Origin of the sequence: Streptococcus sp. WB01_FAA12 (assembly GCF_012843315.1) — a bacterium.
Classification (GTDB): Bacteria; Bacillota; Bacilli; order Lactobacillales; family Streptococcaceae; genus Streptococcus.
In genome coordinates, this window is sequence record NZ_JABAEX010000011.1 from 52,719 (window position 1) to 77,892 (window position 25,174).

The following is a 25,174-nucleotide window of genomic DNA, read 5'->3' on the forward strand; positions in this document are numbered from 1 at the left end:
TTTTATAAGGAAACAATGAAAAATTTTAACTTCAAAGGATTTAATTTTCCAAAAACTGATGCGGAAAAAGTCCGCGCTAATGTAGAAGCAGTAGCGCTTGTAAAAAGGTTAGAGGAAACTCAACAACAAGCAACTGCAGAGCAACAAGAAATTTTAGCAAAGTATGTCGGTTGGGGTGGACTTGCTAACGTGTTCTTTGATAGATACACTGGCAAGTTTGAGGAAGAGCGCACGCGCTTGGAAAACCTCGTTACTCCAACAGAGTATCAATCTATGCAAAGAAGTTCTTTAACTGCTTACTATACAGATCCTCGCATTGTCGAGCAGATGTGGGACTACCTTATCAAAAATGGTTTCAAAGGTGGAAACATTCTTGATCCATCGATGGCAACTGGTATTTTCTTTGGAACTATGCCCAAAGAAATTCAAGAGAAGTCTACTCTTGTAGGGGTTGAATTGGACACAATTAGTGGCCAGATTGCTAAACAACTGTTCCCAGATGCAACAATCCTTATCCAAGGATTTGAAACAGTCGAATTTGACGGTAAACCTTTTGACTTAATCATGACTAACGTGCCATTCTCTGAGTTTCGTATTTCTGATACAAACTACGAGAAGCCTTATGTTATCCATGACTATTTCTTAAGAAAGTCAGTCGACTTGCTGCATGAGAACGGTGTGATTGGTTTTATTACCTCTATGGGTACTGCTAATAAGCGTTCTAACTCAATTTTGAAAGAAATCAAAGACGAGGTAGCATTCCTCGGTGGTGTACGCTTACCTAGTTCTGCTTTCAAAGAGTTAGCTGGTACTACGGTATCATCTGATATTTTATTCTTTGAAAAGGATAGACTAAAGACAAAGAGTAGCAATGAAATCTTCTTTGAAGATGCAATTCGCTCTGACCTTGACAAAGAGGGACGTGTCTTTATTAACCCTTACTTTGAAAACAATCAAGTATTGGGTGACTATGAAATCCGTTATTTTAACGGTGCAACACTATCTGTTAAGCCTTGGAAAGATTCTGACTTGTTCTTGGATATTAAAGAGGGACTATCATCTATCTATGCTCCTACATTTGCAGGGTATAGCGTAGCTGATGTCACGATCTTATCTAAAGTTCAATCACAATCTAATGTCCGTCCTTACGAGTACGGATTTGAAGATGGCAAGGTAGTGTATCACAACGGACACGAAACACGTGTTTTGTCAAAAGGTGCTGAGATTACATTCTATCAAGATGCTAATGGTGAATTTGTATCCTGGGATAAAAAACATGGCGCAAGTGTGATTGAAGATTTTGAAACACTCAGAAAAGAGGATAAAAGTGTCGTAACAAGCACTTATATCAGTCCTCAACCGTCAGTACGTGGCGCAAACAAAGGTCTATATAAAGGTGTCTATTTCTATGAGAAGCCTTTAGAAGAGAAAGAAGTGGCGCGTGTTAAAGGTATGATTGCTATTAAAGAGGCTTACCAGTCTGTTATTGATATTCAATCAACTGATGATTACGATATTGACGAGTTTCAATCTATGCTGATTGAACTTAACGAAACATATGATATGTTCGTGAAAGAATATGGGTATATCAATACTCCAGTCAACACTCGCTTGTTTGAGCGTGATGATCGTTTCCCTTTAATCGCAAGTCTGGAAGAAGAAGCACTAGATGATAATGACAGTTCAAAAGTTGTTTTTGAGAAAGCGAAAGCATTTTTTGAACCAACTATCCGTCCTAAAAAATCACTAGAGCAAGTAGATAGTGCTGAAAAAGCCTTGTCTATCAGTCTTTCAGAAGGTCGAGGGGTTGATTTAGATTTCATGCTTACCCTCTATCCAGCAGAAAATAAAGAGGTACTGCTTGCTGAGATTTACAACGAGGTAGCACCTAATATCCAGAAATACTTTAAAGAAGGTATTTTTGAATGGGAACTTAAAACAACATTTCTCTCCGGGGATGTATTAACTACAAAAGAGTTGCTAGAACTGCTGGTCGATAAAGGCGATACTAAAGCTGATTGGGAATACTATCTCTCACTAATCAATGAGGTAGTACCAGAACCAATCACAATGGTCGATATGGAATTTAATATCGGCTCTATGTGGATCCCAAACCGTGTGCTTGGTAAGTTTGCTTACCATATCCTAGACGGTTATGAAGTTGACCTTAATTCTGACGTGGCAGAAGGAGTAGTAGCAACAAGTAAAATTGGTCGAGGTCTAACTACTCCATTCGTTAGGGATGTAGAATACTCTCCTGAAAACCAACGTCTTGGACTACGTTCCGAGGGTGCTGGTGTTTACAGTAAAGGGCATGCTATCTTTGAGCGTTTGCTAGGCTCTAACCAACCAACTATCGAAAAAACTGTCATTGAGGACGGCAAAGAGAAAAAGGTTGTAAATGAAGTAGCAACTGCTGAACTACGTGAGATTGAGCGTAAGATGCAGAAAATGTTCCTTGATTTCGTAGAAAATCACGAAGATGTAAAAGAATTGGTTGAAACTACGTTTAACAAACGTTTCAATCGTATCGTCAATAAAAAATATGACGGTAGTCATTTACATATCGAAGGACTAGCTCAAGGATACGAACTGCGCCCTCACCAATTAAATGCGGTTCAACGCATTCTGGAAGATAAACGTGCGCTCCTTGCCCATGAAGTAGGGACTGGTAAGACGTTAACAATGGTAAGTGCCGGATTCAAACTTAAAGAACTTGGACTAATCAACAAGCCATTGTATGTTGTTCCATCTAGCTTAACTGCTCAATTCGGCCAAGAAATCCTACGTTTCTACCCAACTAAGAAAGTCTTTGTCACAAGCGAAAGGGACTTTGAGAAATCAAGACGCAAGCTATTCATTTCACGTATCGCTTCTAACAACTATGATGCAATCGTGATTGGTCATAGCCAGTTTGAGAAAATCAAGGTATCTGAAGAGCGTCAACTTGCTTTTTATCAAGATCGACTTGATGAAATTCGCAGCATCATGGCTCTTGCTGAAAGTGAACAAGACCGTGTTACCTTTAAGCAGTCTGTTCGTATGGAAGCCCGTTTAGAAAAACAGATTGAAAAATTAGATGAAGGAAAACTGTCTAAAGCAGATAGCTTCGTAGAATTCGAGCAGCTTGGCATTGACTTCTTATTTGTTGATGAATCTCACCGTTACAAGAATGTCCGTCCGGTTACAAATCTCGGCAATGTTGCTGGTATTGGTAACACAACCGCTCAGAAGAACATGGATATGGAAATGAAAATCCGTAGCCTACAAGATGAGCATAACGGTACTAATGTTGTCTTTGCAACTGGTACGCCCGTTTCTAACTCAATCAGTGAAATGTATGTAATGATGAACTATATCCAACCAGATATCCTTAGTGAGTATGGGATGGATAACTTTGATGCCTGGGTTGGTGCTTTCGGAGTTATTGAGAATAACCTTGAAATTAACACGACAGGTGATAAATTTATCGCTCGTAAACGTTTCACGAAGTTTACAAACTTACCTGAGTTGATGAAACTCTACAAGCGTACCACTGATATTCAAATGACCGAAGATTTAGACTTACCTGTGCCAGATGTCGAAAGGATTGCAGTTAAGTCTGATATGACTTATTCGCAAACTGATAAATTAGGGGAATTGGTCGAACGTACTGATAAAATCAAGACTGGAAGTGTTGATCCATCGGTAGATAACATGTTGAAAATTACTTCTGAAGCACGTAAATTGGCTACGGATATGCGCTTATTGGATACAAGTTACACGCTAGCAGATAACAATAAGATCATGCAAGTAGTTGATAATGTCTTTAAAATTTATCAACGTGAAACTATTAACCGTGGTACTCAGATGATTTTCTCTGACATTGGTACTCCCTCAACTGACGGATTTTCGATTTACTCTGAATTGAAAAATCTTCTTATTGAACGTGGTGTCCCAGAAGAAGAGATTGCCTTTATCCATGATGCGAAGAATAAAGATGCCAAGTTGCAGCTACAACGCAAAATGAATGCTGGTGAAGTTCGTATCTTACTTGCTTCAACTGAAAAAGGTGGTACTGGATTGAATGTTCAGCGACGTATGAAAGCAGTACATCACATCGACGTGCCCTGGAAACCGTCTGATATTATCCAACGTAACGGACGTATCGTGCGACAAGGAAACTTGTATAATCGTGTACAAATTTACTACTACATCACAACAGGTTCGTTTGATAACTACTTATGGCAAATTCAAGAAACTAAACTACGTTATATTAGTCAAATTATGACTAGTAAAACTCCTGTCCGTTCAGCAAGTGATATCGACGAGCAAGCTATGACTGCTTCAGATTTCAAAGCTATTGCAACTGGAAATCCTTTCTTGAAGATGCGTATTGAGTTAGAAAATGAATTGGACTTGTTGAGCAAGCGTAAAGTTGCATGGAAGCGTGACTTTGAACTCTCACAAAAGAGTGTTAAATCAGCGCAAGAGCGTATTGAAGCTACTAACCGTCAACTTGCTAAGATTGATATGGATATTGAGCAGGCGAAAGCTACGAAGAAAGTAGAGTTTACTATCGATGAAGAGACGATTGTAAAAAATCCATTTGTCATGGAATTTCCAGACGGATATACAACCGACTCAACCACTAAGGCAGGTAATCAACTTGCATACAATATGCAATACAACTTGTCTGAAACTCCTAAATTTGTAACTTTAGCTAAATATCGTGGTTTTGAACTCAAAGCACTCACGTTAGATGCTCCATATTGCCAAGGTAAATCATTAGAGTTGAAAGTTGTTGGTAAGAATATGTACACTGTTGAACTTGATTTCACCTCTCCGGTCGGCACAATTCAACGGATCAATAATGTTATTGATAACCTTGAAACAACAAAAATTCGCTTAGAGCAACTTGTCAAAAATCAACAGCTTATTGTTGATAAAGGGATTGCAGATAGCGAATTTGCAGACGAAGAGCGCCTAGCTTACGTTAAAGCTAAGTACAATGTCTTGTTACCTTTGCTTGATAAAGACGCATCAGTAGAGGAAATTGAAAAGGCTCTTGAAGAATTTTCAAAACAGAATGGCTCTGAAGATAATTCAGTAAATGTACTGGACAAATATCTTGAAGTTAGCCAAGATGATGTAGAAGAAATTCAACTATTAGAACCTCAAACTGAAACTGTTGAAGTTCCTTCTGAGGAAGATTCTGAGCGTCCAGAACGTGAAGAAGATAACTCTGATAACTCTGATAAGTTGAAACTCGCTCTACAATTCCTTGCAGATGCAGAACTCTTACTAGGTCAAGCTGACGAACCGACAGAAGTAGTATTCACTTCTGAAACTACTATCACGGTGTGTGAGCAACTAGAATTGTTCTAAATCTTACATAGAGGTATCTAATCTTAATGATTAGATGCTTCTCAATAGCAATCTAAGACAAAATTGGATTGTTATTGAGAGGTAACTACCCCAAAAAGTTATCTCTAACTGTACTTTAAAGACTGTTTTTATCGCATTTCAAAAACTTTCTTTAAAGAGTTCAGAAATATATTCTATATTAGTTGTATTTTCGTAAAGAATATTATACAATAAGTTCAAGAATATAAAAATAATTAAATTTAATTATTTCGGTATATATAAATTACTGAAAAAATGGAGATTACAATAATGGTACAAGAAATTTTGCTACATGAGGATAGTCTGGCAAGTCAAAAACACTTACTTGAACCAGACTACTTAACAGATTACTTGCAGATGAAACAGTATGAAGTTTCTAGCGAAGATAAAAAGGAAATTAAGAATATCCTAGAGTACATGATTTTAGGATATGGCTTGCACGTTATCGTTTCAGAACTTGGAATGCAATCTACTTTATCTTTAGCTGAGCGTACGATCAGACGCAAATTAAACGACAATGGTTTAAAAAATGTAGATGAAATCATGACAAATTACTATCGTTTGTTACTGTTCCCAATGCTGCAATCGGCAGAACGTTATCTAAACGAGAAGTATAACGAACTACGCTTGTCAAAGAAAAAGTCTAAAAAGGTGTTCAAACCTAGCTTAGTATTTCATGAAGGTGCTAGTCGATATCTTGGAACTTTGACTTACAATATCGCAAGCAATTTCATTACAATGCCTATCATGTTCGCGTATTCACCGATTACATCAGACGTGAACCAACTTAGTGAGTTTTTCAATAAGCTCGCTAAAGCGCAAGATAGCAAACTGAGTGATTTCGCTAGTGAGATTGGATTTGATAGCGTCCAGCTTGATAGTTGGATTTCTAACGCTATGAAGAAAATGGAAATTTCAATCAGTGAGAATGCTGAACTGATTGACGATTTGACTGGCCAAGTTATCACAACAATCAAACCGTGTCAAAATTAGAAGTAGTAGAGGCTATCAAATATGTACACGATTGAATTAAGATTAGATACTAGAGGATATGATGAATACCTCGAAAAGAAGTTTAAATATGGCTACAAGTTAAAAAGAGCCTTGGTAAACTACTTTAATATGCAAGAGAACAGACGCGTCAATTCCGACAGATACAAAGAACTGGCTGAACGGATGCAAGAGTTAAACACTCTACAAGATACAATCAAAGATACCAAAGATAAAGACAAGAAGAAGTTACTTAAAGAAGCCTATAAAGAACTTAGTGAAGAAGTCAAACAAGGGTGGATTGAGCTAAACAATAGCTATGGTCTAAACAATGGCAAGTTTGTAGATTATAAAAATCTCGGTCAAGCTAGTGTAATGTATGAGCGTTACGCAAGCGAGGGTATCATAAACTGGTCTAGCTTTGAAAGTATGGCGCAAGCGACTAAACAGGGTTACTTGAAGCGTAGGAAACAAGCTGACTCTGACAATACTTTAAAAGTGCCACGTTATGTTGATTTTAATACATTGTGGTATCGTAAATGCAACAACAATATCACTCCAGACGGTTTACGATTTGGAAAAAGAGGTAACTACATTATATTCCCTTATATCTTTAAAGGTTCGGATGAAATTCGCTTTACTTATGCTTTAGAAAGACAGAAAATTGCTTGGTATGGTGTCAAGAGAACTCTGGATCGCCATAACAAGTGGCTCTATTCTGTTCTGATTGTCTTTAGTGAAGTGCCTTACGGTCTGCCAGAAAGTCCAGTTAAGCAAGGAAAAGTAGTAGTAAGCGTAGATGTCGATAAACTAGCGATAAAAACCTTGAATGTAGATACTGAGGAAGAAGTATTCTTTGATATTGCTAATGACTTTGGATACTCTGAGAAACTATCCTATTACGATAGGAAGCTAGAAGAAAGTCGTAGGCAGTCTAACCCAGATAACTATAACGTGGACGGTACGGTTAAAGAGGGCAAGAGAACTTGGGTAAGGTCAAAAAACTACAATACCTTGCTCGCTCGTAAGCGCACTCTCTGGCATAAAATCAAGAAGTCCAGAAAAGACCGTTTTCATAGCATAGCAAAGGCTATTGTCTTAAATTGTGATGAAATCGTTGTTATCAAAGAAGATTTCAAGGCACTACAAAAGCGTAAAGACTACAATCCAGAAGAGATGAAGTGGACGGACACTCGTAAACAAAGAGGTGCTGAAATCATGTTCAATGCACCTTATGAGTTTATAGAGTTGCTGAAGCAAAAAGTTACCTATCTAGGTATATCGTATTCAGAAATTAACAAAGAAAAACAATGATTGAATGAGTGATTACTGGTATCATAGTCACTATGTACTGGTTTTTTCACTCTCAATCTGGTATAATGTATGTACTAAAGTCGATTTGTGGACTGTTGCTTAGATGCAAAAATCATTCATGGCTAATCGAAAGGCACTATCGTCAAGCAGACAGGCTATGAATGCAGTACAACCAATATCAACCTACGAGGTTTTGGAACTGTTTTATATGTACTGGTAACAAAACATGGTATCAGTAATCAATAATAACATGAATGTTTTGGAACTGTTCTATCTGTACTGGTAGCAAAACTGCCAATAACATCAAAGAGGTCAAATAATGGTTTTGGAACTGTTCTCTATGTACTGGTAACAAAACTAGATTCATATCTCTAATATGCTTTCGATTGTTTTGAAACTGTTATATTTGTACTGGTAGCAAAACAAGTTTTTAGATAAAGCCTGGTTATTTTGTGTACTGACTACAAGACAAAGCAATTCCCCAAAAGGTTGTTACTAAAAACAAAACTCCTAAAGCCACGTATTCAGTTTGTACTGATACAAAATATCGAGGTATATAGGTAGAATACCTAAAGAATAATAAATGATAAAAATACCAACCCTTGACCTTAATGGAAAGGGGTATTTTTTAACGCACTATCTTTTAGTAGAAAAAGTATAATTTTATTACTAAAAGAAAATATGGTACAATGGTACTACTAACACTAGAAAAGGATAAAAATAACATGGCTGATGATTTCACCTTACAATCAAACATCGAGAAGCAACTTGCCCAGCTGCCACCTTACATTAAAGAATGGTATCGGACTAAAATGATTGCTGGCCGTAGCAAGCGTACTCTCTATGAATATCTAAATGAATACCGTCGATTTTTTACCTGGCTGCTAGATGCTGATATTGTTCCAGTAAAAGATATTAAGGATATTCCATTATCTGCTCTTGAAAATCTTTCTAAGGCTGATGCTGAGTGCTTTTTCATTTTTTTACGCGAACGCAACCTTTTAAACACGAATAAACCGACTAATAAGAGCGTATCTGAAGTTACGATCCATAGGACGTACCGGGCGTTGTCTGGTTTGTTTAAATATCTGACTGAGCAGACTGAAAACGAAAATGGTGAGCCTTATTTCTATCGTAACGTGATGAAAAAGCTAGAGATAAAGACAAAGAAAAAAGAAACACTCTCTGCCAAGGCCAACAAGATTGCTCCTAAACTCTTCCTCGGTGATCTAGCAAAGCAATTCCTACACTTCATTATGGATGATACTTCTGCTGAAGGTTACGTTAAAAAGGCTAATTTGAGCAATCGTGCCTTATCTACCTATTATCGAGATAGGGAACGTGACGTAGCTATCATTGCCTTAATCATTGGTACTGGTATCCGTTTAAGTGAGGCAGTCAATACTGACTTGAAAGACCTTAACTTGCAGACACTATCTGTCGAGGTCACTCGTAAAGGTGGGAAAAAAGACTATGTAAATATCGCTCCTTATGTCATTCCATACATTGAGCCTTTTCTTGAAATTCGTGCTAGTCGATACAAGATTGACGGTAAGGATGCCAACCTACCACTATTCCTATCAGTCCAGACTGGTGTACCTATGCGGTTAAAAGGTGCTGGTATCGAGCGTTTAGTAGGTAAGTATTCCAAGGCTTTCGGTACTGAGATTACTCCTCACATGCTCAGACACGCTCTTGCTACTGATTTATACAAGAAAACTGGCCAAGAGGGTATCGTGGCACAACAATTAGGACACGCTAGCACTGCTCTCGTCAGTCACTATGCGCATATAGCAGATAGTCAAGTCAAAGATGGCCTTTCAATGTTATAAAAAGAAAAACCTAGTCAATTAAGACTAGGCTTTTTTTGTGCTATTTAGACCTAAATCACGCTAACTCCAGCGGTTAAAGTCTGAAATAGGGATTGTGACAATTCTTGTACATTGCTGATAGGAATGATACAGAATTGCTTGTAGTCGGTAGTGTAAATGTCAACTGCGATTTCACTTCTTACTTCTTCAATGAGTTTGTCATTACATATGATGATACATTCCTCATTGGGTGGATAGTCGGTTCTCATTTTTTCACGTTGATTACTCCTTTCAACTGATTCTCGATTGGTGGCATAATTAGTTTCTGAAGGCTTTTAATGGATCACTGTCGTCAAGTTCTTCGTAAAATTCAGCAATCTCACTGTTTACTTGTGGTTGTGTAAGCCTTGTTTCTATCAATTCTTTCAGATTATCATTCTCTGTATGCAATGCTGCTAGCATTTCCTGGATAGGAATACAATAATCTTTCACAGCTTGAATAGTATTGCTTACTAGATTTTCATTATACTTCATAATCTGTCCTAGTGCAACCTGAAATTGAGACTGCTGCTCTTTCGAGCTGACTTCAGATTTTAAAGTATTTATAGAGTTCATAGTCTTACTAGAGACATCCCCTGCATCCGTTAAGATAACGTCCTCTGGATTTATCTCTGTAAAATCTCTTGTTTCTCCATTGAAAATAGATAATGCTTTCTCTGGGTTGTAGTATATATAACTATTTGGATGATAGAATGTTTGTTTAAAGAGATTGTTCGCTCCTAATAAGTTCCAAAAAGGTGTATGTTCCTCTAGGATATCAGATACATTTGCTAAGTTGGACGGATTTACGAGTAGAGGAACATTGATTATAAAGAAATCTTTCGCATTAAATTCGTTGATTATTGGCTTTCTAAAGGCTATATCAGTCGTTAGATAATAGATCTTCTTAGCATATTCAAACACTTGTTCTAAATCCTTGGCAGTGTAGTTGCCTAGAGTGTCAATGATAAATACTGTATCTACATTCAAATCTTTAAACTCAAAACCATTTTTATTATCATCTGTTTTGGTATGCAAAGATTGAGGTCGTCTGCCAATAAAGGTTGCATCACCACAGTTTTTAGGATTCTTAGATGATATATTCAATCCTGTTTGTCTCAAATAAGTAAAAATAGCACTTTCGTTTGGACTGTTAACAAGTATAATTTTCTTTGCATTATGACGCTTAGAACATAGACTTACCAACTTCTGAAAATAGGGTGAGTGTTCAAAATCTTTAATGATATAACTATCAATACATACAGTTCTAACCTGTTTGATTTTTTCCATGCTACTTCTCTCCTACATATTATCTGCAATTTTAAACTGAACTGTTCTTAGTTCTGGGTTGCTATCGTCAAAATGTTTGATCCGTTTGATAGAAGAGAAAAAATCTTTTTTACTTTCAGACAAATCCATAAATAGAATATTCTCTAGGCTTACATATCGGTCAGATAGCCTGTATTCTTCCTCAATCAATGCAATTACACCTGGGTTATCTACAATGATTAGTAAGAAGCGTTTATTACCCTCTGCGTCCAGACCGTTGTTAAATCGTCCATAGTGTTTAAAGATAGTTTCTAGTCTACTTAGGTCGCTATCTTGTTTATCCGTAGTGATAAATGGATAAAGGTCAAACTTAGTTATCTTATTGGTTTCTTGATTGTGCAATAGGATTTGACCGTTAAATCTCACTCGACGGACAAGGCGAGTGATCTCTTTGGTTTTCTCTGGTGTTCTAACATCAGCAGACTTCATGAACTGTTCTTCATCTTTAGATGATGGTTGGTGCTTGGCTTTTCTCAATTCAATTTTCTCAGTATAAGTGAACTGATTGAGATAAGAGTAAGACACGAACCCTGCGAACTCCTTATGAAATCTAAAGTTAAGGTATGCGTCCATGATTTTCCAATGACGGATAGGCGAATAATCATCCTCTCGACGTTGCTGCTCTTTCCATTTATAAGCATATTGTGGCGATAAGTCCATATGCTTCATTAAGAGATATGAACCGTGAGAATAGATAGCGTAACAATATCCGTACTCTTGGTCTGCTTCGTCTGGCAGATTAAATTTAAACTTCTGGATAAGATAAAGACGGTTTAAGCGCTCTAGCGACTTTTCAATCCTCTTGGTCTTGTTTCCGAACTCTCTTAGGATTTGTAGGTGTTGCACGTTTCTGAACTCTGATATTGTGCGTAGCACCTTCTTGTCAAAGTCAGATAATAGGTTATAAATTACATCATAGGCAGATTCATCTTCATAGTCTATGATATGCGATACATTCTTACTAGTATTAAGGGCAAAGGCGCTTTCTTCTTCTACCTCTACTCCCCCTCCTTTAAAAGAGGTATTTGATACGATATTGATATCATCCCTTGAAACAACAATAGCAAAGGGATAGCTGTTTGGAAATTTGACTGCTTCCATTGAAAAGTTACGGTAGTATTCTTCAGATAGGCTCGATACTGCTGGTGACTTAAATGTTTCTTCATCACTATCAGACTTATAGATACCGAACCGTTTTAATACTTGATACTTCTTCTTAGGCTCTTGCTCGTGTCCGTGTATTCCTAACGGATCATGAGGCGCGTGCGTACCGATTAACTCTCCAACTACGCCCTTAAAAGCATTCTTTAAACTTTTTTTCATACTCTCACACTTCTATCGAAAATAATTGTATATATCTATGATAAACCATTTATAGCAGTTAGTAAAGCTATGATAGGCTAAAACTAACTAAAAACGCTCGTCAGATAGACGAGCATTCTTTTTATTTTATTTTCAGACTGATTTGAGCTTTACCATGTTTTACATTAGTAGGTTTTTCTTCTAGTTGCTTTTCTGGTACATTTTCTTGGTCTGTATCGAGCGTTTCAGCTACTTCTTCGACAGTTTCCTCTGGCTCCGCTTGTGGAAATCCCACGATTTCAACTTCAGTCACTTCTGGACTTACTTCAGCTACTTCTTCATCAGTTTGTTTTAGCCACTCAGTAATATCACCGTACTTCATGACTGCGCTATATTCACTTACAAGGAACTCCGCTTGATTATAAGGGAAGAGTGTATCACTAGAGTTTAAGTCCTCCAATTCTTCCATTGAGAAGCGTGTTGCTTTCGTAAAGTCGTCCGTGACATCATATACTGGCTTGGCAGTGGTTGGGTGACTGAACTCAGTCTTTAAGATAAACCCAACTCGTCCTAGTGGTGCAAGGATATTGATAAAATAGTAGTCAGTCTGTACGTCCCAATATCCTTGACGGATTGCATCATGGAAATTATCTTCGTCCCACTGGTCGCTAAAGGTCAGCTCTCTTGCTGCTTTAGCGATTGCACGTGCTTTCTTAGCATAAGTGTCTAATTCGAGGTCGAGCAAGAACCGTGCTTGCTCCCTCGTCAATACTGGTGTGTTGTTTTCGGTCATTTTTACCTCTTTCTTTCTAGTTTTGTATTATCAGTCCATATCCAGACCAATGATGATTTCAAAAAGTATTTTTGGTTGCTTGTCATTAGTTAGGAAGCCTACTGCAAACTCAGTCAGCTTATTCGTGCTATTTTTAGCGTAGTTCAAAGTCTTAACAAGGATCTTGTCCTTATACTTATCCTTTAAGCGACTTGTCATTTGTTCAGCAAGCATTTCAGCAGTCTTTTCGTTATCATTCGTCAGAAAGTCAAAATCTTCGTCCAGATTGTCTTTCAGAATTTCATTGACAATGATTTTCTTGAACTTCTTCTCATATAATAGAGTGACTAGGATAATCAAGACAAGAGGTGCAAGGACTGGCGTAGTGGTTAGATAGCTAATTGCAATAGGTCTCCATAATAGGAAGCCAATGAGCGCTAAACCAATCGCATTGTTTACCAATCGTTTTGGCTTGATATATCTGTTCGGCTTGTCAGAATTATAGACAAGGATTGTACCGACAATCAGAATGAATGCAGACAAACTAAACACGATATATCGGACTGTTTCCGTATTCTCAATAAAGCTACTGAGAATTAGCGCACTGATGATAGATACTAAAACAGTACAACTAAAAGGGAAGAGGATGCTTGTTAGTCGCTTTAAGAAAATATACTTACCTGCTTTACCCATGCTCCCTCCTTATTTAGCTTGTTTTTTACGTTTTGGTGATACCAAGCCCAGCGCTCCAAAGAACATAGCTAGTCCAGTCAATCCTAGAGCAGTAGATTTGCCCTCGGCAGTATTAGGAAGAGCCTTGTCTTGTTTCTTAGTCCATGAACCATTGTAAGATACAGGTGATTGAGCGACTGGTTTAGGTTTAACTTCATACGCTACAAGTTTACCAGTTTCGTCATAGACTTCGATAGGTGTTTCACCAGAACTGATGATAGCTTGTTTCTGTGCTTCAAGGTCAGCTAAACGTTTAGCTTCTACTTGTGCGCTATACAAGGCAAAGAGTTTGTCATAAGTTTCTTGGTCGATTTTCTGCTCTTGTAACAACTTATCAAGGACGGCTTGTGCTTCTTTCAAGGCAGTTACTTTTTCTTTAAGAGTAGTTTCTTTCTGAGCAAGAACTTTCTTAGCTTTAGCTAGGTTAGGCTCTGCATTGAGCAAGTTTTCAAGGTCAGCCTTGGCTTGTTCAAGAGTTTTAGTTGCTTGTGCTACTTTCTCTTTAGATAGCGTGAGATTTTTCTCGGCGATCTTGATTAGAGTTTTCAACTCTTCCAACTTAGCTTTTTCATTTGCTAGGTTGTTTTTAGCGTTAGCAAGGGCAGTCTGCTTATTAGCAAGTTCTTGTTTCGCTTTGTCAAGGTTTTGTTGCTTGATTTTAACATCAGCAGTCAAGGCTTCTAGTGCTTGTTTAGCATTTTTTAAGCGCTCGTTCGCACTAGCGAGCGTATTTTTTGCATTTGTAAGATTGCGTTCAGCAGTCGGTGTTTTAAGTGGTGTCGCTTTAAGAGCGTTCAAGCGTTTTTCAATAGTCGCTTGTTTTCCTTTAGCTTTGATATTCTCTGTTGAAGCACTTGTTTTCTCACGTTGCGCTTGAGAATTTACAGTCTGAGCATTTAATAGGGCATTTTTAGCAGTATTGTAGGCTTTTACAATACTTTCTGCTGTATTATTGTTAGGCACTTCAGTCTTATCTAGCTTGTTGCCAGATACTTGTTTGTCTGATACAGTCAAGAAATGAGCGCTAGTTCGTCCAAGGCGACTAGATACATCCACTCCTAGATATTCTTTATTAGCGCCGGCAGACGATAACCCTGTTAGGTTTTGAGCATGCGCCCACTCCCAACCATTAAATAGTAAGTCAGAAATACTTTCATAAACCCATTTTTTAGCATCATACATAGTATGAATTTCATCACCACTATTGATACTGTTTAAGTTTTCAAGGTATTGTTGAGTATCATCTTCATAAGCAGGCAATCCATACTTACGAGCCACGTTATTTACTGCTTTGCTATCATGTCCTTTCCCATACTCCCAACCGTCAGCTACATAACCGTCAGTCACTTCATCAGCTACTTTTACCATGCCTTTTGTTACAACAGTCTTAGGGGTTCCAAAACGCTCACGGATTTGGTTAAGTAGATCACTCGCAAATAGAGAAAGTTCTGTCATTTGTTCGGTTGTCAAGTTATTAGCATCAACACTGATAGCTTTATCATTTGCATTTCCTTTGAATTTATTCAAATTCAAATTTTCTTGGTTAACCGACTTTAAGATAGACTCTACTTTTTCTCTATGTTCTTTCCACTTAGCACTGTCATCCAAAATGTTATAAGGATTATTTACATAGGATTTCAAGGCGTTAACATAGTCATCTGTAACTTGGAAAGTGTTGATAGCCTTGTAGTTGTTTTCAGCTTTAGAGAAAGCAGTCTGCGCATTATTAAGGTTAGCTTGTGTCTGGTTAGCCTTGTTTGTTGCATTTGTCAAGGCAGTTTGAGTGCTTGCTACGGTATTCTTAGCTTGTGTTAGTTCATTCTGAGTGCTTGAAATATCTTCAGCAAGTTTCTTATCATCAGCTTTGGCTTGCGTCAAAGAATTTTCAGCGTTTGATACACTCGCTTGTGCTTGTCCTTGCGCTTTTTCAGCATTATCCTTTTCAGCGATAACTTTCGCTTGTCCTGTACCGTCAAGGATAGCTTGTGCGTTATCTACGTTAGTCTGAGCGTCTTTGACCTCAGTTTCAGCACTTGCTACCTTGTCCTCAGACTTCTTAACCACTTTTTCTTGGTCTGCTGCTACTTGTTTCGCTTTATCAAGGTCATTTTCAGCATTTTTTTCTTGCTTTTCAGCGTTAGCCTTACCAGTTTCAGCATTGGCAACTTCTTGCTTTTGCTTTTCAATGTTTTCTGGTGTAGCTTCGTCCTTGATTTTTTGCGCTTCATCTACTTTAGACTGAGCGTCATCCTTTTCGTTCTGCGCTTGGTCTTTTTCGTTCTGCGCTTGTTTTTGTTTCGCTTGTGCTTCTTCTACTTTCTTAGTAGATTTATCAAGTTTGTCCTTAGCTTCGTCAACTTGACCTTTTGTAACTTCTTTTTTGACTTCTGGTTTTGTTTCTTCCTTAGAAACAGTCTGGTCGGTAGTTTTTGGTGCTACTGTTGTTAATTCTTCTGCGTGTACGTTAGTAACTCCTAAACCTAGAGCAAGAGCAGATGCTCCAACTACTGCAATGTTTGTTTTCTTTGTCATATATTTTTACTCCATTTTTCCAAAATCTTCTACAATTTCAATATTTTTCTTGTTCTGCTTTTCAGATTCAAGTGATACCTTAAAATCAGCAACCGCTAAATACTCAGAAACTAATGTCAAGCTCCACAAGATAAACGAAAACCAGAAACTACCAGTAATTAGATATAAAAGCATAGCTGGAATTAAACTCCAAATAAAGATTTTAACAACCATTGCTCCTATCTTTATATTATAAAGCATACTTTGTACTCCTAGTCTAAATAAATTCTAATTCTAAAATTTCACCAATGTCGGTGATGTTTAAAGCGCTCGCGATCTTTGATAGGTACTCTTTGTTGATTGAGTTTCCTTGCCCACGTGCAAACATACTGATAGCAGTTTCACTTAGGTTTGATAGCTTAGCTAGTTCGCTTTGTGTCATGTTTCGCTCTGCTAAAATCTCTTTCAGCTTTATCTTCACAACTACTTGCATTCAAGTCCTCCTACTCTTTAAGAATTTCATAATTTAATTATATAATAATTCAAATATTTGTGCAAGGACTTGTACGGTATGATAGACAAAAAAAAGAGCTAGCTTGTGCTAACTCTTTTATACTATTAGATTTCTTTACGTTTCATTGTAACTACAAATCCAACAGTTGCAAGTGACATAATCAATCCTGCCACTCCTAACATACTTGAACCTTCGCCCGTGTTTGGTAACTCGTTCTTAGGTTGTGGTTTCTTAGGTTCTGGATCTGGGAAGCTATATGTCTTAACTTCGTTAGAAAGTACAGGTGTTCCGTTTACGAATAGAGTGTATTCGTTAGTAACTTCACCGTGTTTGATGCGTTTAACTTCTACAAAGGCATCTGCTCCAAATTCGCTCGTGCGAGGGATTGAGGCAAGGAATTCTTTTGTAAAGCGTGTTTCAAACAATCCAGTCTTAGCGTTGTAAACTGTTTCTGTGTAGGCTTTGAGGTCGTCGCCAGCCTTGATAGCTTTTTGATTACCTTTAGCGTCCACAAACACAAAGTCTTTCTTAGCTTTGATTGTGAAACCTTGGTATTCATCATGTTCTACGTCAAGGCTATCTACGAAGCGGTATTCCCAAAGGTCATAACCACGGTTAGCAGGGATAACCCAACCCTCTAGCTTGTAAGTAAGAAGGTCGCCAAGTTGAACACGTTTACCGTCAATGCTATCACCTTTAGCATTTAACACGTCTTTGTGGACTTCTGGTTTAGGAAGATGGTTAACTACCTTGTTACCTGCATATCCATTACCAAAGTCGATTTGGTGTACTGCGTTGACGATATCACCTTGTGTGAATGTTTTTTTAATCTTGAATGAAAGGTTGTAAGTGATGTCCAAACCTTTCTTCAAGTAAGCCTCGTAGAATTTTTGAGGGTCTTTAGCAACCCACATGTAGAACTCGCCTACTGGTGAGATACCAGAATCGATAACCATTTGACGAAGTTTATCGTCCAAGGCATCCTTTGAAAGAACGTGGCGCATTTCCAACAAATCTGTTACGTCCTTGTTGCCAGCCATGATAGATTTAAGTTTCATTGAGCTAGTGTCAAGTGCGTTTTCGTCTGGATCGTCAATCAAGGCAAAGTTTTTCATGATTGCTGATTTAGATGCTTCAACCCCTTTGTAATGAGAAAAGTTTTGAGTAAGTTTATAGTTCAACTCTGTTGTAGGTAGAACTGACTTACCATTGATTGAAACTCCTTTATCATCAACTACGTCTTTGACTGGTTTAGAGCCTGGTGTCTTAACTTTAGGAGTGTTAGAGGTAACTGTGTACTTCTTCTTAGACTTAGTTGTCAAAGTCATAGAGTAAGTATTGTTATAGAAACCATTGTCATTCAAGACTGTACCAATCAATTTGATTTGTGGCATAACGTAGTCTTTGTCAAGGTTTGCATTTACTTTAGCAAGTTCACTAGCACCAAACTTGATAAGAGTTCTACCTTTTCCGTTGTGAGTGAACTCAAACGTTGGATTTGCTTTAGCAGTTGCCTTTTCATCAAGTTTGTAACCAGATTCAAGTGGATCATTTAGCTCAATAGCAGTCATTGCTTCACGTCCAGCTTTGAGCAAGCCAGTTTTAAGTGTCCAGTTAACGAGTGAGCCTTTAGGAACTAGTTTACCGTCGATATCTTTGTTATCGTCGTTTACTACTCCTTTGCTGATTTTCGGAGCGTACTTCACGGCAGTCTTATGATATTCCACTGAAATTTTCATTTCATTTGGAACTTTCACATAAGGTTTGAGAGTTGGCTTAAATTCTTTAGGCTTAAATTCTTCAGGTGTAACTGGTTTTTCAAGTTCAACTGGGTCTGTTTTCTTAGGTGAAAAATTCGGTTCCTTCACTGGCTCGATAGAAATCGGGTTAACCTTCTCCTTCACTTCTTTTTGGGAAGCTCGTCCGAAGATACCTCCTACGATTGAGTAAGAAGTGTCAGAACTGTTGATATGGTCGAATGAGAAGTTGATTTTTTGACCTTTATCCAAACTCCAACCGATACCGTTACTATCTAGCACTCCCGCTGTACTTTGAGATTGTGCTGAGTCATTGGCAGTAAATGTGTTACCACTTTGAGTGATGTTTTTACCAGTTGTAATTTTAGCACCATTGATTGTTGAAGCCTTAATAACTTGGTTGCTATCAACGTCGTTAAGAGTTACCTCGCTAACGTCATTAGCGTCAGTAATCACTCCAATAGCCACTTGTTTAATCCAACCTTGACGGTCATTAAGATAAGCACCACTAGCACCGTAGCCTCCGCCTTGTCCGTCAACTCCACCGCCACCGTTGGCTTCACCAGCTCCAGCAGAAATGAATACTCCGTATCCAATTCCTCCGTCCTCTGCTGCCCACAAGGCAACGTATGAACGAACGAAACCAGATTCAGCAGAAGGTGTCACTTTGTCAAAACTAAGCGTAACATCACCGTGTGAAGTGTTCTTCACTTTGATAGTTGCAGTTCCAGTTTTGTAGTCAAATAAGAATACATTGTCAAACTTAGCGTCCAGGTTTGTGTTACGAGCGTAACCTTGGATAACATTCTGAACGTAGGCTGGTGGTGTTACTTTAGACGCACCAGAAACCACTTCAAAAGTTGTGCTTGAAGTTGCAGTCAAACCTGTTTCTTTGGTTGTAACTGTTCTTTCACCAGCATTTTCTTTATTCCACTTAGCCACTGTTGCCTTATCAGTTTCCCAGACTCCAGTGTACTTAAGTCCCTTAGCTGCCATGATAGCTCTATTTTTATCATGAAGAGCTTTAGCTTGACGTTTTTTCTCTTCAAAATCTTTCAGACCATTTTGGTTTTCCAATTTTGCTTTGTTAAGATAATCAGCAATAGCCTTTTTATCTTTTTCAATGTCGCCTGTATAAGTTAAGCCAAGCGTTGCCATCTTCGCTTTGTTATCCTTAGCGATTTGTTCATTGATTCTTTTAACACGCGCTTGTTCATCTTCATTTTGTTTTTTAACACGCGCTTGTTCATCTTCGTTTAGCTTTTTAACACGCGCCACTTCATCTTTATTGGCCTGTTTGATTTTCGCATTTGTGTCATTAGCTTCTTTGATCGCTTCAGTGTTTTCAACTTTTTCAGCTTTTGCTTCATCAATAGCTTTTACTTGTTTCTTTTCATCAGCTTTAGCTTCAGCTAATGTATTATGAGCAACTTGTGGCGTTTCAGTCACTTCTACGCCTGCGTCTTTAGCCTTTTTAACTGCTTTGTCAAGTTCTGGTGTTTCGACTGGTGTAACAATTTCTTTGCCTGCCTTGTTAGCGTTGTTTGTCATTTCAACGTGTTCAGCGGTAGGCTCTGGTTGTTTCTCAGTCAAGTTTGTTGACGGATAGCCAGTTTCCCACTTTAACTGGTGCAGAAGTTGATTCTGATGTGATTGTTACAGTTTCACCGTCTTTAACAGGTACTGGAGTTTTTGCTGATGTAACCGTCGTTACTGGTTGTTCATCTGCGCTTACATTTCCTGTACCGACTGCCAAGCTAACTGCCCCTGCCAATACTACTGCGCTAATCAATCCGTATGCTTTGGTATTAACCAAACGAGCGCGTGCTTGTGTTTCTGATGCTTTGTTAAATAATTGTTGTTTATTCATTTGTTACCTTTCTGTTTATAAATAAGTATAGTTGTTCTGTTTCGCCTTGTTAACCAGAGAGAAACCAAATAACAAAAGTAAGAATCCAATGAATGTCATTAACATACTTTCTACAAGTCCAGTTTCTGGGAGTGTTTCAAGCTCCCCCTTAGAGTTCTTGATAGTAACTGTTCCGTCCTCATTAGTAACCCCTCCCACGAGTTCTGGATTTACTTTAACACGTGAACCGTCAGCATTTTCAAGTGTAAGAACTGACTTGGCGATATCTACGATCTTATAGCCCTGGTCTGTAATGACTGGCTCGTCGTTTGTAGGTGTAACAGTTGGTGTTCCAGTTTCTTGTGGATGCAAGATAGTTTCTCTACCTGTATCATTCGTTTCTGGAACTTCTACTGCTGGCTTTGGTTTTTCTGTAACAACAGGAATGTCAGCCTTATCAGTTGTAGTTGTAGTCGCTTCTGTTGTTTCAGTCGAGGTAGTTGGTTGCTCAGTTGTTTCTGATGTCTCTGATGTAACTGGCAAGTCCTCGGCTGGCTTCAACTCAGACGGTTTATCTTCTGTTGTTTGTGGAACATCAGTAGAAGGTGCGTCCGTGGTTGTTGCTGGCGTTTCCTCGCTAGTAACTACTTCGCTAGGTGTTTCCGTCTGTGGTGTTTCAGTAGTGACTGGAATATCAGCAGTCGGTGTGTCTGATGGTGGTGTGAGCTCAGACGTAGGTAGATTAGCGTTAGTGTTACTATCAGCGTTTGCGACTGCGTTAGCAGTTAAAATCGCGCTAGCAAGTAAACCAAGAGCAAGTGTTTTTTGGACAGTATGACTGTCCGAAGGAACTAAGTCTTTAGTTTGCATTTGTAACTAAACCTTTCTTTTTTATTTTATACATAATAGTTTACCTTAAAATTAACAAAAAGTAAAAGTATGATAGCCTATTTTTGCCTATGATAGCCTAAATCGGACTTTAGCTTTTTTCAAAGGCTAATTTTAGGTCATCATTGAGGATAACTCGTGCGTCAAACGTACCTTGGTTATTGGATTTTTTAAATCCTTTCACTACGTTTGTTCTTCTCTTAGCAAGAAGATCACGCGCCATTTTTTCTGTGAGTTTTTTGCTCGCTACCTCCATATTCAAGAAAAAGTCACAAGATGCTGCTTCTCCATTTGCTAGTTGCTCTTGTGTCAGCAGTCCATTCTGACACTTCAAGAATACTTTCTTATTCTTGCTTGTGATATAGCGTACTGGTGCATGACACTTCGGACACTCTCCTACTTCTCCAGTTGCAGACTGTTTCAATTTCTCCATGTACTCTTTATATGGAAGATAATCAACCTTACTCATAGAATTATCAAGATCATTAAATAAGTTCTTCTCGCTCTCTCTATTCAAGTATCTAATGATATTCGCCAAAAAGCGCTCCTTGGTATTCTCTCCGTTTGAGATTTTCTTGAGCGATTGTTCCCACAAAGCAGTAGTCTGCGCATCACTAAGGATTTTAACGCTTGAATAGGATTGACAAAGTAATCGTCCTAACTCTGTTAGGTGAATACGCCCTTTCTTAATAACGTACCAATGATAATTCTTGATTTTCTCCAAAGTAGGCGCTCTGGTCGCTTCAGTTCCTAGACCTTGCGTTTCTTTCATGATTGCTCTTAGCTCTTCATCTTCAAAATGTCTGCCAGCAGTTTCCATTGCATCGATCAATGTCCCTTCGGTATATAACTGAGGCTTAGAGGTATGTTTTTCAATCGGTGCTAGTTGAGGATCAACTAGGTCATTCAAGGCCACTTTAATCAAGGATTTCTCTTCTACACTATCTATATCAAACAAGGCTTCTTTATCTTCCCACAAAATTTTCCAACCTTTTCGAGCAGTCACGCGCCCAATGGTTTGGAACTTACCATTTCCAACTTGTGTGATGATTGTTGTCTGCTCGTATTGGTATTTATATAGGAAGATAGCAAGACTACGTTTCAATACTTCCATATAGATAGTACGCTTTTCATTGCTCCATGATGCGATTTCTTCCATAGTAGGAAATTCCGTGGTCGGTGTTAAGCCTGCGTGTACTGCTGCCTTTTTGTTGTTCACGTAAAATCCGTCAACCTTACCAGACTGTACGCATTCAGATAGAGGGATATCGACTAACTGTGTCATGGTATATAGGCTCTCATGTAAGTATTCAAATCTCTCTACTGATATATGATTAGAGGATGTACGTGGGTAGGTAACATATTTATCCTTTTCATATAACTCTTGTAAGATAGCAAGTGTATCAGACGGACTGATACCTAACCTCTTATCCATAGCTTTCTGCATATCACTCAGACTATATAATCGAGGCGAGCGTGACTCTTTAAGTTCTTTCTCTAACTCTACTATCTCTCCTTTATCAAATTGTCCGATAAAAGACGGATTGGCGATCAACTTCTCCCACTGCTTCCTGGTATCACAATCTCCTTTCCACTTCTTCCCTTTCCGCTCTCCCTTTGTATAGGATATATCGGCTGGAATGTATTTACCAGTATATGTACCGTTTGGATGTGTGAAAGTCGCTTCTAGTTCATAGTAGGTTCTTTCTACAAAGTTCTCTCGCTCTTGCTCTCTCTGGTAGATAAAGTAAGTAGTCGGGCCTATAATGCGCCCAGATGCGATTTTACCCTCTTTCTCTGGAACTCGTAAGCCTAGCTTATCCTCTAGTGACTTCGATAGATACCTACTACTATTCATGCCTAAAAGCCAGTCAGCAATCGCGCGTGCTTGTGCTTCTTGTGCTTGTAAGTAACGGTAGTCAATATCCTTTAGATTTTGAAATCCTTTACGGATAGGCTTGGCCGTGAGGTCGTCAATCCAAAGGCTCTTAAATGTCTTGCGCTCGTCATTCCAGACTTTCGCTTGCTTACAAATAAGATAGGATATATAAGAACCCTCACGATCAATGTCACCTGCCCAGATAATTTGTTGAGCAATCTTCAGTTTCTTCTCGACTATCTCATACTGTCTCTTGCGCTTTTCATCAACCACATACTCAAAGTTACCTGGTACGATAGGAAGATTTTCCAAAGACCAGTCTTTCCATTTCTCATTATATTCCTCTGGCTCTTTCAATCGGACTAGATGCCCTTTCGCCCACGTTATAATAAGTGTGTTGTTATTAAGGTATTTACACGCTTTGATTTCAAGATACCCTTGTTTCTTTGCAGCCTTAGTGACTGTATCGCGCGTGCTAGTGGTTTCTGACAAGGCTAGGTAGTATTCTACCCCTTGGCTCTCTTTCTCTGCTAATGCGGTTATAATCATACTACAATTATACTATAAGCCTTTCTAAAGGTTAAGCTATGATAGAGCAAAAAGCACCTCTGGGATTTCCAGAAGCGCTAATCTGTTATTATTCTAAAGATAGAGTGGTACTGCGTTGATAAACAATCCTTTTCCTTGATAGGTTCGTTCTAAGCGTTCAATGTCTGTATCTTTCACTTCCAGACCAGTGCTTGTTTCTTTCAGTTCAATTTCTTCTTTCTGACCTAAAAGGCTACCGTCAGCAAGGATTTTTTTCAAGCGCTCCGCTTTCACTAAGAGATTACTGTTGCCCTGGTCGCTACCGTAAAACTCAATCAGATAAACAATTTCTACACTCTCACGAGATAGATTGAACAATTCCTCTAGTTCTTCTTCGGTGTAATATAATTTGCTAAAACTACGGATATATTCATCTACCGCTTCAACAATTCTTTTTGCCCAATTAACAAAAGAATATTGCTCCACGGTCAGTTCAGCTATTGTTTCATATTCAATAACGTATTCTTTTTCCTTGTGAATGAGATTGTGAATGAGATTAAGAATTATATCACCAATAAAGTTGCTGTAAATATATTTTTCTGACAACGTTTCTTTTCTTGTAGTTGTTTTTGTTGAAAGAATTTGAACTGGTACTGGTAGTTTACGTTCAAAGCATTTTGTTATATACTGTTCGCTAATTTCGACAGGCGGTTCATAACCTCTTTCGTGTGGGAAAATGTATTGGTGAATATGTCCAGCTTCAACCCCTGTTGTCCGTCTTTGGAAAATAGTTTCTACTACAATCGGTGATGCGATCACAAGGTCTAAAAACTCCATGTACAATTTTGGGTTGACTTCACCAATTCCAAAATTTTTTCTCAACTCCTCTTTAGAATATCCGTCCTCATAAATAACTTTTTTAAACCAGTTTAAATCTTCTTTAGTCTCAGAAAGACTTTCTGGAACTTGATAAAAAACTGCTGATTCAATTAATTTCTCAAAGAATAAGCTATCGTTTTGTAAATTCGGGTTATCAAAATCTAACTCTAAAAGATATTTGTCGGATAAATCACTCTTTTTCAAGCTATTTTTAACCTTTAATTCAAGATTTTCAGCTAGTTTCTCGCCGTCAATGAAAATGATACAATTCACTCCATTGTCCGATTTGGTTTTTGCTAATATAGGGGTATCAATATTTGTTTTCAAAACCCCTTTAGCTAACTTAAAACATTCATTCTCATGTATTTCTAATACTGTCATACTATACCTCCTATTTAAACTCCAATCTACTTAGTCAATGATTTATGTATGTGTTTAAGTCTTTTTCTATTCTCGTTCTGTCGTTCTCTGTCAAATAATTCGTCAAAGAATCTTGCCAGTATCATAAAAGCTAAAGTTGCAGTTCCTAGTACTGTGATAAGAAGCAAACCGACTATATCAATGAAAGAGATAACTAAAAAGCATAGCAGCATGAATGCTATTACTTTATTCTCAATCACTCCCGAACTAACTGACGACATAGCAATCCAGTTGTTGAGATATACTAAAAACCAAGAATAAGATAAAGGGATAGC

General features: G+C 38.1%; 18 protein-coding genes. 4 read left to right on the top strand and 14 right to left on the bottom strand.

Translation table 11 applies throughout. The features are described from left to right. Positions 1 to 15 precede the first annotated feature (15 nt). The 4 genes from HF881_RS10050 (at position 16) to xerS (ending at position 9,521) form a co-directional block, all read left to right on the top strand. Positions 16 to 5,367: an SNF2-related protein gene (locus tag HF881_RS10050; RefSeq protein ID WP_169447375.1), complete on the top strand. Its 5,352-nt coding sequence runs from the start codon at positions 16 to 18 to the stop codon at positions 5,365 to 5,367. 288 nt (positions 5,368 to 5,655) lie between these two features. Further along, positions 5,656 to 6,378 carry a hypothetical protein gene (locus HF881_RS10055; protein WP_169447376.1) on the top strand — a complete coding sequence of 241 codons (723 nt, stop codon included), beginning with the start codon at positions 5,656 to 5,658 and terminating at the stop codon, positions 6,376 to 6,378. Positions 6,379 to 6,399: 21 nt separating this feature from the next. Continuing rightward, on the top strand, positions 6,400 to 7,689 hold the full coding sequence (locus HF881_RS10060; protein WP_169447377.1) for a hypothetical protein: 1,290 nt from the start codon (positions 6,400 to 6,402) through the stop codon (positions 7,687 to 7,689). A 725-nt stretch (positions 7,690 to 8,414) separates the two neighbouring features. Continuing rightward, entirely contained in the window at positions 8,415 to 9,521 is a 1,107-nt protein-coding gene (gene xerS, locus HF881_RS10065) for a tyrosine recombinase XerS (RefSeq protein ID WP_169447394.1), read from the top strand. A 50-nt stretch (positions 9,522 to 9,571) separates the two neighbouring features. Here xerS and HF881_RS10070 read toward each other — a convergent pair whose 3' ends face one another. The 14 genes from HF881_RS10070 to HF881_RS10435 all read right to left on the bottom strand — a co-directional run. After that, positions 9,572 to 9,769: a hypothetical protein gene (locus tag HF881_RS10070; RefSeq protein WP_169447378.1), complete on the bottom strand. Its 198-nt coding sequence runs from the start codon at positions 9,767 to 9,769 to the stop codon at positions 9,572 to 9,574. Positions 9,770 to 9,818: 49 nt separating this feature from the next. After that, positions 9,819 to 10,829, bottom strand: coding sequence for a hypothetical protein (locus tag HF881_RS10075; RefSeq protein ID WP_169447379.1), 1,011 nt, complete (start codon positions 10,827 to 10,829; stop codon positions 9,819 to 9,821). Positions 10,830 to 10,841: 12 nt separating this feature from the next. Further along, on the bottom strand, positions 10,842 to 12,191 hold the full coding sequence (locus HF881_RS10080) for a hypothetical protein (protein ID WP_169447380.1): 1,350 nt from the start codon (positions 12,189 to 12,191) through the stop codon (positions 10,842 to 10,844). Positions 12,192 to 12,312: 121 nt separating this feature from the next. Further along, the gene (locus HF881_RS10085; RefSeq protein ID WP_169447381.1) at positions 12,313 to 12,963 is read right to left on the bottom strand and encodes a hypothetical protein; all 651 of its coding nucleotides are present in this window, start codon (positions 12,961 to 12,963) and stop codon (positions 12,313 to 12,315) included. 30 nt (positions 12,964 to 12,993) lie between these two features. Further along, complete coding sequence (locus tag HF881_RS10090) at positions 12,994 to 13,635, bottom strand: hypothetical protein (protein ID WP_169447382.1); 642 nt, start codon at positions 13,633 to 13,635, stop codon at positions 12,994 to 12,996. 9 nt (positions 13,636 to 13,644) lie between these two features. Next, positions 13,645 to 16,206, bottom strand: a complete 2,562-nt coding sequence (locus tag HF881_RS10095; protein WP_169447383.1) for an SEC10/PgrA surface exclusion domain-containing protein — start codon at positions 16,204 to 16,206, stop codon at positions 13,645 to 13,647. 6 nt (positions 16,207 to 16,212) lie between these two features. Beyond that, complete coding sequence (locus HF881_RS10100; RefSeq protein WP_169447384.1) at positions 16,213 to 16,446, bottom strand: hypothetical protein; 234 nt, start codon at positions 16,444 to 16,446, stop codon at positions 16,213 to 16,215. Positions 16,447 to 16,462: 16 nt separating this feature from the next. Further along, complete coding sequence (locus HF881_RS10105; RefSeq protein WP_169447385.1) at positions 16,463 to 16,678, bottom strand: helix-turn-helix transcriptional regulator; 216 nt, start codon at positions 16,676 to 16,678, stop codon at positions 16,463 to 16,465. A gap of 125 nt (positions 16,679 to 16,803) precedes the next feature. Then, a complete protein-coding gene (locus HF881_RS10110; RefSeq protein ID WP_240956807.1) occupies positions 16,804 to 20,007 on the bottom strand; it encodes an SspB-related isopeptide-forming adhesin in 3,204 nt (1,067 codons plus the stop codon). 34 nt (positions 20,008 to 20,041) lie between these two features. After that, entirely contained in the window at positions 20,042 to 20,326 is a 285-nt protein-coding gene (locus HF881_RS10115; RefSeq protein ID WP_169447387.1) for a hypothetical protein, read from the bottom strand. 15 nt (positions 20,327 to 20,341) lie between these two features. Then, complete coding sequence (locus HF881_RS10120; protein ID WP_169447388.1) at positions 20,342 to 21,175, bottom strand: hypothetical protein; 834 nt, start codon at positions 21,173 to 21,175, stop codon at positions 20,342 to 20,344. Between the two features lie 109 nt (positions 21,176 to 21,284). Next, positions 21,285 to 23,621 (bottom strand): type IA DNA topoisomerase, encoded by a 2,337-nt coding sequence (locus HF881_RS10125; protein ID WP_169447389.1) that lies wholly within the window; start codon positions 23,619 to 23,621, stop codon positions 21,285 to 21,287. A 93-nt stretch (positions 23,622 to 23,714) separates the two neighbouring features. After that, positions 23,715 to 24,860 carry a hypothetical protein gene (locus tag HF881_RS10130; protein WP_169447390.1) on the bottom strand — a complete coding sequence of 382 codons (1,146 nt, stop codon included), beginning with the start codon at positions 24,858 to 24,860 and terminating at the stop codon, positions 23,715 to 23,717. 26 nt (positions 24,861 to 24,886) lie between these two features. Further along, positions 24,887 to 25,174, bottom strand: a 288-nt coding sequence (locus HF881_RS10435) for a hypothetical protein (protein ID WP_206283219.1), incomplete at its 5' end; no start/stop codon positions are given.